Below are 13,122 nucleotides of genomic sequence, written 5' to 3'. Positions count from 1 at the left end.
TCACTTCCCCTCAATTGATGTAGGGGACGGCTCGCTACCCAGCGCAAACACCAGATCATCGATCAGAGTTGCCAATTCACCCGTCATGAGCGCGAAATCAGCATCAAAACGCTCTTCTTCATTCATACCCTTATCCTGGTCATCATCCAGCACATCCAGTGGCTTAATGCGTTTGATGGTCAGGGCATCGGTCAGCACGAAACTGACGCGATCATTCCAGGTCAGTGCAAGCTTTGTGCATTGCTTGCCGTCTGCTATGTGCCCGCTAATGTTGTTCGGTTCCAGCGTATGACGCACATAGCGCACGGTGGCTTTATCTTCATTCGCACTCTTGAGCTCAGTGTCCTTATCGATAGTGAAGCCTTTAGGTGCCTCGTTGCCAGCCAGCCAGGCTGTCATTGCTGTTTGTGGACTAATGTTTACGCGTAGGCTCTCCAGCGGGATCTTGTCGCAGCATTTCAGCAGTAACTTGATGACTTCATCGGCGCGTGCTGAGCTCGATGCATCAATCACTAACCAATGGTTGATGGTATCGATCCAGACGTGCGTCAAGCGCTTTACGCCGAATGCTCGCGGCATCAGCTCATCAGTCACGCGCTCTTTCAAATCCTTCATGGCCNCCCCTCGTTACGTTTGTAACGGGGGGTTTTGCTTTAAGTGAAAGCCTAGGTTTTTGCAGCAGATTACGCGGTGTTAAGCGAAAAAATGCAGCGAAAGACTAGACAAGAAGTGAAAATATGATGTATAATTTTGCTTCTGTTGACGTTGGTGACAAACGTTAAATAGTTTATCTGACTAAGCAAATATGGGTGCTTAGCTCAGTTGGTAGAGCGGCGCCCTTACAAGGCGTAGGTCGGGAGTTCGAGCCTCTCAGCACCCACCACAGATAAACGAAGAAAACAGAGCCAGTTTTAAGGTTTAGGAGCGGTAGTTCAGTTGGTTAGAATACCGGCCTGTCACGCCGGGGGTCGCGGGTTCGAGCCCCGTCCGCTCCGCCAAGTTAAAAAGCCAAGCGTAAAGCTTGGCTTTTTGCTTTTCTGCTTCAGTATTTGCTGCATTAAAGTTACATTAAAGTTGCGTCAAATACGGCATAGCAATCTCACTCTTCTCGGCCGCCCTATCCGCATCGTCTTTTCCCTACGCTAAAGCACTGTTATTCAGTCTGGAACCAGGGGCTACAGCTACGGTAGCACCAGCTTAGCTACTCTGTGCATTCTGCAGCCAATGACAGCAACACAGCCATGGATGCGTATCGCATCAGCAGTCAGTTGCGCCCGACGCTGCGATGCGATCACAGCACGAACACCGCAAAGCATGGCCTATACAGGCACAAGGCACTGAAATCAGAGGGATAGATGCATACGGGAATAGCGCTGCGTTCAGCTTGCTGTCTGCAAGCTCAAATGAAGTAAGACGGAGGAGGATTGTCGTACGCCAGGGCTCGTGTAGTGTGCACGGCCTGAGTTGAGAGCGATTGTAGGATGCGGGGGACTGAGTCTTCAGTCGCGGCGCAGCCAGAGATGACTGCACCGCTGAGAGCCGTGTTTAACTGCTTTGTGCTTCGCCATCCAGCGCGAATACCAGATCATCGATTAATGTCGCCAGTTCACCCGTCATGAGCGCGAAATCAGCGTCAAAACGTTCTTCTTCATTCATGCCTTTATCCTTATCATCATCCAGTACATCTAATGGCTTGATGCGCTTGATGGTCAAGGTATCGGTCAGCACGAAACTGACGCGGTCGTTCCAGGTCAGCGCGAGCTTGGTGCAGAGTTTGCCGGCAGCGATATGCTTTTGTATATCATCCGGTTCCAGCGTATGACGTACATAGCGCACGGTGGATTTATCTTCATTTGCACTCTTGAGTTCTGTATCCTGATCGATAGTGAAGCCTTTCGGCGCCTCGTTACCGGCCAGCCAGCCTGTCATCGCGGCTTGTGGACTGGTTTTGACACGCAGGCTTTCCAGCGGGATCTTGTCGCAGCATTTCAGCAGCAGCTTGATGACTTCATCGGCACGGGCCGGGCTCGATGCATCAATCACCAGCCAGCGGTTGACGGTATCGATCCAGACGTGGGTTAAACGCTTGACGCCGAATGCGCGCGGCAACAGCTCATCAGTCACACGCTCTTTCAAATCCTTCATGGCTNNNCTTCATGGCTTTACGGCCTGGTGCAAAGCCTTGTTGCTCTTCAAGTTCCAGCGCGCGCGCCTTAGTCACCTGGTTAATCACACTGGAAGGCAGCAGCTTCTTTTCTGTCGCCAGCGAGATCAGGAACTGTTGATTGACGCTGTGTACCAGCAAGTCATTATTACGTGGCGAGGCCCAGCCCTGGCTCTGCATTTCATTGGACGCACATTGCGAAAAAGAAATTCTGGCGAGTTGCGTATTGAGCTCGTCCGCGCTGATGTTCCAGGGCGCATTCAGACGAAATACCTGTAAGTTCTTAAACCACATAGCTGATCCAAACAATGAAAAGCTGACATTCTACACGTGCGGCGGCGGCAACTGACGCCATCCGGACTGCGCTTTGCGACTCTAACCGTGACTCCGTCGCATTTTGCTCGCACTGTGCTTGCCAGCTCGCCATACTGACTCCATCGCAATCAGTCATCACCAACACCAACAAGGAGATCATCATGCTGCAGCAAATTCTGAGTCATACACCAGTCTGGGTTTGGGTCATTCTGGCAACTTTATTGTATTTTGGTAGCCTGGCAAGCCGTGACCGTGTGCAAAACCTGCGCCGTCTGACTATATTGCCGGTGATGATGGCTTGCTTGTCTATCCAGGGGCAGTTGCAGCAATTCGGCTGGAACGCACTGGCTTTGCTGAGTTGGGCCGGCGCAGTCTGGCTGGGCGCACAAATAGCCATACGTATGGCCAATGCAGACAATCTGCGGGTGGAATCTGCCAGCCATATCTGGGTGCGTGGCAGCTGGCTGCCGCTGACGCTGATGATGCTGATTTTTGTGGGTAAATACGTGCAGGGTATAGTCTTTACAATGCAGCCGGCTTTGGGTGCGGATACTGGCACGATTCTGGTTTGCAGTATCGCTTTCGGACTGCTGAATGGCATTCTGTTGAGCAAATTATTACGTGTACGCCAATTACTGAAGAAGGCACAACCAGCAGCCGCACTGCAAACCGCATCCGTCTGAATTTCCAAACGGACATGGCGCGGGGGAGACAGTATAATGTTTGCTGTTCTCATTCCATTTCATTGCCAATAAGCAAAGAATATCCTGTGCCATGTTAGCTCAACAAAAACAAGACTTACTGAATCTTTTGCAAACCGCTGTTGCTCCTGTGCTGGAAGGCAGTGATCTGCAACCAGCCATCCTGCTGGAGCGTCCACGCGATCCTTCACACGGTGATGCAGCTTGTAATATCGCCATGCAGATCGCTAAGCCTTTGCGCAAAAATCCACGTGAGCTGGCCACCCAGATCGTTGCCAACATCGAAGCACAACAACATCCTCTGATCGCTGCGGTCGAGATTGCCGGACCTGGCTTCATCAATATCCGTCTGGCGACAGCAGCCAAGCAATCGGTAGTACGTACCGTGTTGCAGCAGTCTGCCGCATTTGGTCAAAGTGCACGCGGTGCCGGTAAAAAAGTAGTGGTGGAATTTGTGTCTGCCAATCCAACCGGACCTCTGCATGTAGGCCATGGTCGCCAGGGCGCGCTGGGTGATGCGCTGGCGGCACTGCTGCATGTACAGGGTTTCGACGTCACGCGCGAATTTTATTACAACGATGCCGGCGTACAGATCGGCAATCTGGCACTGTCGGTACAAGCGCGTGCCAAAGGCTTTGCGCCTGGCGATGCGAACTGGCCAGAGTCTGCTTACAACGGTGATTACATCGCTGAAATCGCACGCGATTTCCTGGACAAGAAAACCGTCGCAGCCAGCGATGGGGTACCGGCCACCGCCAGCGGCGATGCGGATGACATCGATTCTATTCGTCAGTTTGCAGTAGCCTATTTACGCCGTGAACAGGATACTGACCTGCAGGCTTTCGGTGTGAAGTTCGATAACTATTATCTCGAATCTTCTTTGTACAGCGACGGTAAAGTCGAATCCGCAGTGCAGGCCTTGATCGCTGCCGGCAAAACCTATGAGCAGGATGGCGCGCTGTGGCTGAAAACCACGGAATACGGCGATGACAAAGACCGTGTGATGAAAAAATCAGATGGCACTTACACCTATTTTGTGCCTGACGTTGCTTATCACGTCACCAAGTGGGAGCGCGGTTATCGCCAGGCCATCAATATTCAGGGCAGCGATCACCACGGCACCATCGCACGGGTACGCGCAGGTTTGCAGGCATTGAACGTCGGTATTCCTCAGGGCTTCCCGGATTATGTGTTGCATAAAATGGTGACGGTCATGAAGGACGGCGCCGAAGTCAAAATTTCCAAGCGTGCCGGTTCCTACGTGACCGTACGTGATCTGATCGAATGGTCGGGTAATGGTGATGAAGTACGTGGCCGTGATGCGGTCCGTTTCTTCCTGATCTCACGTAAGGCAGATACTGAATTTGTATTTGACGTGGACGTGGCACTGGCCCAGTCTGACGAAAATCCGGTTTACTACGTGCAGTATGCACATGCGCGTATTTGCTCGGTACTGGCGCAATATGCGACTGATGAAGCCGCGTTCGCGCCGCTGGCACAAGTCGATCTGTCGCCGCTGACCGCACCGCGCGAAGCCAGCTTACTGGCCAAGCTGGCAGAATATCCGGAAATGCTGGAAAAAGCCTTAGACGAACTTGGCCCACATCAGGTCGCCTTCTACCTGCGTGATCTGGCCGGTGAGCTGCATAGCTATTACAACGCTGAGCGCGTGTTGGTTGACGACGAGGCGACTAAGCTGGCACGTCTGGCGCTGATGCTGGCCACCCGCCAGGTCATCCGCAATGGCCTGAGCCTGATCGGTGTATCCGCACCCAACAAGATGTAAATAATACGCAGAACTGGCTGCCAGCCCAGGCAGGATGCGGGATGGCAGCCAGTGACAGCATATGAATATTTCTGGCAACATCAATTTCCGGAGACGCATGAAAGCACATTTCACAACTTTGGCCCGCCAGCGTGGTAACACGCTCACAGGCATCATCATAGGTCTGGTGATCGGTCTGGGTATTGCCGTGGCCGTCGCGCTACTGATTACCAAGTCCTCCACGCCATTTACCAATAAAGGTGGTAAGGACAAACCGGATCAGCCGCTGACCCAGCTACAAGATCCGAATAAGCCGTTGTATGGCAATAAGGACGCGGTCAAAGAAGCGAATAAAGATGTGCTGAAAGACGCACCGAAAGCGGCAGATCAGAATGCCGTGGCCGTTAAACCAGCCGACAGCAAGATAGAAGTCAAACCGGCTGCGGAAAAACCAGCGACTGCAGACAAGCCTGCAGAGAAGCCGGCGGAAGTGGTCAAGATCGATCCGGCGGTGGAAGATAAATACACCTATTACTTGCAAACCGGTGCCTTCCGCGAAGTGAATGATGCAGAAAGCGCGCGTGCCAAGCTGGCCCTGATCGGCTTTGAAGCAAAAATCAGCGAGAAAAATTCTGATACCGGCACCATGTACCGGGTCAGGGTGGGGCCGTATCCAAATGCAGAAACAATGAACCGTAACCGCGCTAAGTTGTCAGAGAATGGCGTCGATGTCGCGATCGTAAAAACCCTCAAATAAGATCGTTCGCTTTGCCGGGTCTGCGTCAGAACACCTGTCATGGCGGATGATGGATTTCAATGATTTAGTAAAGGAAGCATATGCGAGTTTTGCAACAACTGTTTCGTGGTGTCGTGATCGCTGGTTTGAGTATGGCAGCAGGTCTGGCACTGGCTACACCGGCAGCGCCCGAAGCGGGCAAGGAATACCGTGTACTGACCAAAGCTCAGCCAGTCGAAGCGGGTAAGAAAATCGAAATCACCGAATTCTTTGGTTATTTTTGCCCGCACTGTAATGCACTCGAACCACTGATCGCTGAATGGGTTAAAAAGCATAGTGATCAAATCGTGTTCAAACGTGTGCATGTGAATTTCCACAGCCTGGTCACGCAACAAAAATTGTTCCTGACGCTGGATACCATGGGCAAGCTGGAGTCGCATCATATCAAGGCCTTCAATGCCTATCATGTGGACCGTAACCGTTTGCAGACTGATGCTGACGTGATGAATTTTGTGGCCAAGTCCGGCCTGGATAAACAAAAATTCAGTGAAATTTATAACTCTGCTTTCAGTATGCAAAGCAAGGTCGCACGCCTGAATCAGACTCAGGAAGCGTATCAGGTAGACAGTGTGCCTATGATCGCAGTTGACGGACGTTATGTGACTTCTCCATCGCAGGCAGTGTCCGGTGTGGGCCGTGTGACTGAAGACATGCAAAACCGCGCTGCGTTGCAAGTGTTGGATTTCTTGCTGGCGAAAGCACAGAAAGAAAAAGGCATTAGCCCGGCCGGTAGCAGCGCTCCTGCAGCTTCTGCAACACCGGCCGCCCCTGCACAGACACCCGCTAAGAAGAAGTAAGCTCATTTTCAGACGCCAGCCTGTCTTCGCATGCGACAAGAAAACCCGCACCAGCCTGGCTGCTGCGGGTTTTTTCTTGTGCCAAACGGATAGGCTTGCGATGTCGGCCGCTATCCGTTTGACCTCAGCCTGTCAGACCGGATTCAATGCGACCGCCGGGAAATCCAGAGGCACATCGAGCGCAATATTGATGTAGTTGGTGAAGATGTTCAGCGCGACATGGGCCAGAATCTCGACGATATGTTCATCGTCAAACCCTGCACTGCGTAATTGCACAAAATCCTGTTCATTCACCTGGGCGCGCTGTTTCACCACTTTTAAGGCAAATGTCAGTGCTGCTGCGGTTTTTGGATCCGCTGACTGCCCTGCCTGTGCTGCAGCCATCTGGTCTGCGCTGAGACCCGCATTTTTACCTAGCAAAGTATGCGCCGCCAGGCAGTATTCACAGGCATTGCTCTGTGCAATGGCAACCGCAATTTGCTCTCCCAGCTGAGGTCCGAGCACTCCTTTACCCAGTGCACCAAATGCAGCCCACATGCTGCTCAGCGCCGCTGGTGAATTGGCCACCGCGCTGAACATATTGGGTGTGCTGCCAAAGGCTTGTTGTATCGGAGCCAGCAGTGCCTGGCGTTGTGCAGTGGTAGTGGCGGATTGAATCAAAGCGACGTGGGACATGATATTTTCCTTTGCAAAAACAGAAGATGAATTGATCGTCGGTCAAATAAGACAGTGCGGAGTGCACAGAGAGCAGTGTGCGCGTTTGATGTGTATGATTGGTATCTTTACGTCTTAGATATGTATCTAATCATCCAGATATGGCTAAACAAACTTTACCCGCACTAGACCGGCTGTCGTCCTTGCTGGAACATTTTCCGGTCACGGCGAACCTGTATTTTTCAGGTGCGCTGTGTGGTGTGACACAGTTTGATGCGCAAGCGGGACGCGGATTTTTTCATGTGTTGCGCAAGGGAGAAATGCGGCTCACGCATCATGCCGGCGCCGGGGTATCGCGCAGCATAGACATCACTGAGCCCAGCTTAATTTTTTATCCGCAGGCTTTGGCGCATCAGTTTCATAATGCACCGGTGGATGGGGCCGATTTCACCTGTGCCTCGGTGTACTTTGCAGGTGGTGCCTCACATCCGCTGGTCAGGGCATTGCCGCCGCTGATCGTGTTGCCGCTGGCAGCTGTGCCTGGCCTCAAAGCCGTGCTCGATGTGTTGTTTCAGGAAGTCGATCAGGTGCGCTGTGGGCAGCGTCTGATTGCTGACCGTTTGTTTGTCGTGGTATTGCTGCAGCTATTGCGCAGCTTGCTGGATCAGGCCTCTGAACAAGGCATTTCTGCCGGATTGATTTCCGGCCTGGCTGATCCGCAACTGTCACAGGCAATCACAGCGATACATGACAGTCCGCAATTAGCCTGGACGCTGGAGCAGTTAGCCCGGAAAGCAGCGATGTCACGCAGTGCGTTTGCGAGTCGCTTTAAAAAAGTAATGGGGGTGGCACCAGCCGCCTATTTGACTGAATGGCGTATCGCAGTCGCCAAAAAGCAGTTAATGCAAGGACAGGCAGTGAAAGTGATCGCTCCCGCACTCGGCTATACCAACGCATCGGCACTCAGCCGGGTGTTTACACTGCAGACAGGCTTGTCGCCACGGGCCTGGCTGGCAGCGAATACATCTGTGCGTGATTGAGTTAGCCAGGTAGGCGACACAATATAGATTTTTTGTAGCAAGATTGTTCAGCGAAGTAAAAGCTGACGTATATTCCAGCCTCGGCCTTGTTAGCAGATTGGATTTCAGATGATGAATGTGTTTATTACCGGTGCCTCTTCCGGTCTGGGTGCGGCGCTGGCGCGTAGCTATGCGCAGCAAGGCGCGCGGGTGGCGCTGGTCGCGCGTCGCCAGGCTCAGCTGGAACAGATAAGGCTGTCGCTGCCACATCCTGAGCGTCATTGTGTTTATGCGCTGGATGTGACCGATCATGCCGCCTTACGGCAGGCCGCACAGTCCTTTATCGCCGAAGCCGGGGCGGTGCAGGTGGTGATTGCGAATGCAGGGGTCTCGATGGGCACACTGAGTGCACATCAGGAAGACTATGCGGTGTTTGAGCGTATCGTACAGACCAACCTGATGGCGACCGTAGCGACCTTCAGTGCCTTTATCCCCCATATGCAGCGTATCGCGGGACAGCAGGCTTGCCGTCTGGTCGGCATAGGCAGCGTGGCCGGTATCCGTGGCCTACCCGGTGCCGAAGCCTACAGCGCTTCGAAAGCAGCAGTCATCAGTTATTGTGAGTCGCTGCGGGTAGAACTGGCACGCGATGGCATACGTGTGGTGACGATAGCGCCGGGTTACATCGATACACCCATGACCCAGGTGAACACCTTCCCCATGCCCTTTCTGATGCCGGCTGAGCGCTTTGCCACGCAGGCTGTTAAGACCATCGCCGCTGGCAGTTCCTATCGCGTGATTCCATGGCAGATGGGGATAGTTGCGAAGCTGTTACGGCTGTTGCCAAATCCGCTGTATGACTTTATTTTTTCACGTACACCGCAAAAGCCCAGACAGTCAGACAATCAGGAGCCACGCGCATGAGCCAGTTGTTTACCGACGCCATAGGACAACAGCATCCTGTGTGCAATGCAGAACAGGCACGCATTGTGAGTCTGGTTCCCTCACTGACGGAATTGCTGATCGATCTGGGCTTACAACAGGCACTGGTGGGGCGTACCGGATTTTGTATACATCCGGCTGATCAGGTCGCTGCGATTCCTAAAATTGGTGGTACCAAGGATGTGAATATCGCCAAAATCCGTGCACTCGCGCCTACCCATCTGTTCGTCAATATCGATGAAAACACGAAACCGGTGGTGGATGAACTCGCGACCTTCGTGCCGCATGTGGTGGTCACGCATCCATTAGCGGTAAATGATAATCCGGCTTTGTTCCGGCTGGCTGGTGGCTTGTTTGGGCATAACGCACAAGCCGAAGCCCTGTGCGCACAGTTCGAGGCAGCGCGGCAGGCCTTGGCTGACTGCGCCGCACATAGCAGACCGCAGCGCGTGTTGTATTGCATCTGGCAAGATCCGTGGATGACGGTGTCGGCCCAGACTTATATCGCGGATATGTGTCGCCAAATCGGCTGGCAGCAAGTGGCGATACCGGACAACGATCAGCGTTATCCAAGTTTCAAGTGGACGTCAGCTCTCTGCGCCGAGCTTGATCTGATCCTGTTGTCGAGTGAGCCCTATCGCTTTACTCAGCAGCATGTGGATTTACTGGAGCGCCAGACTGGCCTCCCGGTAGAGCTGGTAGATGGCGAAATGTTTTCCTGGTACGGCAGTCGCAGTATTGCTGGTTTGAAATATTTAACGTCTTTTTGTCGTTAAAAATGAAAAAAAATACGTCAAAATACGGGAAACATACGTGTTTTCCGCATAAAAGACGTAAATTTACAACGCATCGATTGACACTGCTTTAGCTGCAACCGGATACTGAAAAATCTTGGAAACTGCCGCAAATAGAGGTCAGTGACAACGAATTCTGCGCAAAAAATGTGAAGAAAAGCAGACTGCAGTTGGTGGTTTCCTGTCCCGATTCACGCTTTTTTTCAAGGAATTCCGGTTATGAAACCCATGTGTAAAGCAATTCTGCTGGCGCTGTATGGTGTTGGCGGTATGGCTGCAGCAATCCCATTCGCGGCGTTGGCGCAAACTGCTACCCCCGACAAATCGGCCGAAGCGCCGATACAGACTTTAACCATAGTCGGTTCACGCAAAATCAATTCTTCCGCTACTGAGACACCGGTACCAGTTGATTTTATCTCCGTCACAAAATCCGCCGAGCAGGGCGGCCAATTCGATCTGGCCCAGACGCTGGCCAATATTTCACCTTCGTTTAACTCTACCCGTCAGACCGGTGCCGATGGCGCGGATCTGGTCGATTCTGCTGCCTTGCGCGGACTGGGTTCAGATCAGACGCTGGTACTGGTCAATGGCAAACGTCGTCATACTGTGTCGCTGGTGAATCTGTTTGGTGCGCGTAATCGTGGAAACACCGGTACCGATTTGAATGCGATTCCGGTGATGGCAATCAGTAATATCCAGGTTTTGCGCGATGGTGCGGCAGCTCAGTATGGCTCAGACGCGATTGCCGGCGTGCTTGATATCAGCCTGAAAAAAACGCTGGGTTGCGAAGCCAGTTTTGGCTATAGCCAGTATTCGGCCGGTGATGGCAAAAACTATTTGCCTTCCGCCTATTGCGGCGTACGCATAGGTGAAAAAGGTGTGTTGGGGATTACCGCGGAATACACCGACCGTGGCCGTTCCAACCGTGCTGATCCTGGCAATCCACGCACTATCGGCGACACCAAAGTCACCGGACCTACCGTCTATCTGAACGGTGAAGTGCCGAATGGCGGCGCCGATAAATTCTATTTCACCCTGGGTGCCCAGCAACGTAAGGCATCGTCTGCCGCCTGGGCGCGCGGCGGTATCGGCAGTGATGATATTCCGTCCCGTAATTCCGCCGCCATGTATCCGAATGGTTTTGTACCGTATATCAATGGCGATATTGATGATATCTATGGCATAGCCGGTTATCGCTGGCGCATCGGTGAATGGAATGCCGATGTGTCGCAGACCTATGGTAAGAACCAACTGCGCTATAACATCAGCAATACCCTCAATGCCTCGATCGCGAATAAAGATTTGCTCAATGGCGGCAAAGGTATCAGCCCCAGCCAGTTTGATGCCGGTGGTTTTTCATTCTCCCAGGCCACGACCAATCTGGATTTCAGCCGTTTCTTTGACGGCTTTATGGAAGGTGTGAACGTCGCTTTCGGTGCCGAATACCGTCGTGAAAACTACAAGATATTTGCCGGTGAACCTGGTTCGTATAACGACGTGGACGGCGTGGGTATCGGTGGTAATGGCGGCAGTCAGGGCTTCCCCGGATTCCAGCCTGGCGACCGTACTGACCGCAACCGTAACAGCGTGGCCGCCTATGTTGATATCGAAACCGATGTCACTAACCGCTTCAAAGTGCAAACCGCCTTGCGCGGTGAACGCTACAGCGACTTTGGCTCCACCCTGACCGGCAAGCTGGCGCTGAGCTATAAGGCGATGGACGCGATGTATCTGCGCGGCTCGTTGAGCACAGGCTTCCGTGCACCGTCTTTGCAGCAAGTCTTCTTTTCTTCCACTTTTACCGACTTCATCAGCGGTGTGCCTATGGATGTGGTGCTGGCACCGAATGGTGGTCCGGTCGCCAATGCAGCGGGTATTCCTAAGCTCAAAGAAGAAAAGTCTAAGAATTACACGTTGGGCCTGACATTTAAACCCAGCCAGCAACTGAGCATGACGGCAGATTTCTACCGTATCGATATTTCTGACCGCATCGTCTTGTCCGGCCGTTTTGATGCCAATAATTACCCGGCACTGGGTGCGACCTTATCCGCACTGGGTGTGGGTCAGGCGCAGTTCTTTGTAAATTCTATTAATACCAGAACCCAGGGTCTGGATTTGACCGCATCCCATAAATCTGATCTGGGTGCGGGCAAACTGACGACATATTTCGGCGCGAATTTCAGTAAAACCGAAGTGACCAAGGTCTCGGCACCGCCTTCACTCAAGGGCTTTGAAAACGTCTTGTTGTCTGAGCGTGAACGTCTGTTTATCGAACAGGGCGGGCCACGTGTGAAAGCCACACTCAGCTTCAATTATGAGCAGGGCCCATGGTCCAGTGAATTCAAAGTCATCCATTATGGTTCGCAGACTTTGGGTACTTTCTCAGGTACAGAAAATGGCGTACCGAATGCCTATTACGAACCTAAGACTTCGGCGGATGTGGCACTGACTTATGCATTCAATGACACAACCAAGCTCACTGTGGGTGGCACTAATATTTTCAATGTCAAACCGACCCGTCAGAATCCGAATGAAACCGATAATGGGTTTTACTACGACAGCGTACAGTTTGGTTTAGGTGGTGCAGCTTACTTCGTCAAACTCTGGAAAAAATTCTGATCTACACAATCTGAGCCTGGTGTAAGCCGGGCAAGTGTAGCGGATCAGGCTAAGGAAAAAGGGGCGTTTCGCCCCTTTTTTTTATGCAAATTTCTTCTGCCGTTGCGGGCAGTGAAGTGCAAAGCCTTAAGCACTCAGGTCACGGGACTAAGCTTATCCATCGCGCCTAATAAAGCTTCTTTTTGCAGCGGTTTCTCTATCGTTCCCAAAAACCGCAGTCTGGCCAGCTGAGCCACCAGCGACGCTGAGTACAGCACTTTGGCACCCTGGCCTGACATCAGGATGACGCCACCGTGAAAATGGCGGTCACCCAGTAATTTCATCATTTCAAAGCCGTCGATATCTGGCATCTGGATGTCACATAAAATCAGATCCGGTAAAAATTTGCCATGTTCCAGCGTCAGTATGGCGTTTTCGCCACCCAGCGCAGTCTGGACTTTGTTGATTCCTAAATCGTTGAGTAAGTCAGAAATAAATTCGAGCTGAAAGTCATCATCATCGATCACCATTACACCCAGATGTGCGTAACTTTGTTCCCCGTGTTGCGTCATTGTGA

At 52.4% G+C, this 13,122-nt stretch carries 10 protein-coding genes, 2 tRNA genes and 2 pseudogenes; 10 read left to right on the top strand and 4 right to left on the bottom strand.

What is annotated here, in order from left to right:
* A pseudogene (locus tag EYB48_RS05400) lies at positions 1 to 615 on the bottom strand (recombination-associated protein RdgC); the annotation flags it as partial.
* A gap of 192 nt (positions 616 to 807) precedes the next feature.
* Between EYB48_RS05400 and EYB48_RS05395 the strand changes: the two are divergent.
* Positions 808 to 883, top strand: a tRNA-Val gene (locus tag EYB48_RS05395).
* Positions 884 to 921: 38 nt separating this feature from the next.
* Positions 922 to 998 (top strand) — tRNA-Asp (locus EYB48_RS05390).
* 547 nt (positions 999 to 1,545) lie between these two features.
* On the opposite strand, the pseudogene EYB48_RS05385 reads toward EYB48_RS05390, so the two are convergent.
* Positions 1,546 to 2,458 (bottom strand): annotated as a pseudogene (locus EYB48_RS05385) (recombination-associated protein RdgC).
* 59 nt (positions 2,459 to 2,517) lie between these two features.
* Between EYB48_RS05385 and EYB48_RS05380 the strand changes: the two are divergent.
* From EYB48_RS05380 to EYB48_RS05365, 4 genes are all read left to right on the top strand, one after another.
* On the top strand, positions 2,518 to 3,162 hold the full coding sequence (locus EYB48_RS05380; RefSeq protein ID WP_328823272.1) for a DUF6622 family protein: 645 nt from the start codon (positions 2,518 to 2,520) through the stop codon (positions 3,160 to 3,162).
* A 91-nt stretch (positions 3,163 to 3,253) separates the two neighbouring features.
* Complete coding sequence (argS, locus tag EYB48_RS05375; RefSeq protein ID WP_162019273.1) at positions 3,254 to 4,966, top strand: arginine--tRNA ligase; 1,713 nt, start codon at positions 3,254 to 3,256, stop codon at positions 4,964 to 4,966.
* A 97-nt stretch (positions 4,967 to 5,063) separates the two neighbouring features.
* The gene (locus EYB48_RS05370; RefSeq protein ID WP_162019272.1) at positions 5,064 to 5,702 is read left to right on the top strand and encodes an SPOR domain-containing protein; all 639 of its coding nucleotides are present in this window, start codon (positions 5,064 to 5,066) and stop codon (positions 5,700 to 5,702) included.
* Between the two features lie 80 nt (positions 5,703 to 5,782).
* Positions 5,783 to 6,538 carry a thiol:disulfide interchange protein DsbA/DsbL gene (locus tag EYB48_RS05365; RefSeq protein WP_162019271.1) on the top strand — a complete coding sequence of 252 codons (756 nt, stop codon included), beginning with the start codon at positions 5,783 to 5,785 and terminating at the stop codon, positions 6,536 to 6,538.
* Positions 6,539 to 6,670: 132 nt separating this feature from the next.
* Here EYB48_RS05365 and EYB48_RS05360 read toward each other — a convergent pair whose 3' ends face one another.
* Entirely contained in the window at positions 6,671 to 7,213 is a 543-nt protein-coding gene (locus EYB48_RS05360) for a carboxymuconolactone decarboxylase family protein (protein WP_162019270.1), read from the bottom strand.
* 140 nt (positions 7,214 to 7,353) lie between these two features.
* Here EYB48_RS05360 and EYB48_RS05355 point away from each other — a divergent pair, with 140 nt between their 5' ends.
* From EYB48_RS05355 to EYB48_RS05340, 4 genes are all read left to right on the top strand, one after another.
* The gene (locus EYB48_RS05355; RefSeq protein ID WP_162019269.1) at positions 7,354 to 8,232 is read left to right on the top strand and encodes an AraC family transcriptional regulator; all 879 of its coding nucleotides are present in this window, start codon (positions 7,354 to 7,356) and stop codon (positions 8,230 to 8,232) included.
* A 108-nt stretch (positions 8,233 to 8,340) separates the two neighbouring features.
* Positions 8,341 to 9,135, top strand: a complete 795-nt coding sequence (locus tag EYB48_RS05350; RefSeq protein ID WP_162019268.1) for an SDR family oxidoreductase — start codon at positions 8,341 to 8,343, stop codon at positions 9,133 to 9,135.
* Positions 9,132 to 9,929: a helical backbone metal receptor gene (locus EYB48_RS05345; RefSeq protein WP_162019267.1), complete on the top strand. Its 798-nt coding sequence runs from the start codon at positions 9,132 to 9,134 to the stop codon at positions 9,927 to 9,929. The genes EYB48_RS05350 and EYB48_RS05345 overlap by 4 nt, the downstream gene beginning before the upstream one ends.
* A gap of 246 nt (positions 9,930 to 10,175) precedes the next feature.
* The gene (locus tag EYB48_RS05340; RefSeq protein ID WP_162019266.1) at positions 10,176 to 12,566 is read left to right on the top strand and encodes a TonB-dependent receptor plug domain-containing protein; all 2,391 of its coding nucleotides are present in this window, start codon (positions 10,176 to 10,178) and stop codon (positions 12,564 to 12,566) included.
* Positions 12,567 to 12,700: 134 nt separating this feature from the next.
* On the opposite strand, the gene EYB48_RS05335 is transcribed toward EYB48_RS05340, so the two are convergent.
* On the bottom strand, positions 12,701 to 13,117 hold the full coding sequence (locus EYB48_RS05335; RefSeq protein WP_162019265.1) for a response regulator: 417 nt from the start codon (positions 13,115 to 13,117) through the stop codon (positions 12,701 to 12,703).
* Positions 13,118 to 13,122: the final 5 nt, after the last annotated feature.

This window comes from Cognatundibacterium crateris (assembly GCF_010078235.1).
Classification (GTDB): domain Bacteria; phylum Pseudomonadota; class Gammaproteobacteria; order Burkholderiales; family Burkholderiaceae_D; genus Undibacterium; species Undibacterium crateris.
This window is presented reverse-complemented; position numbering and strand designations above follow the sequence as displayed.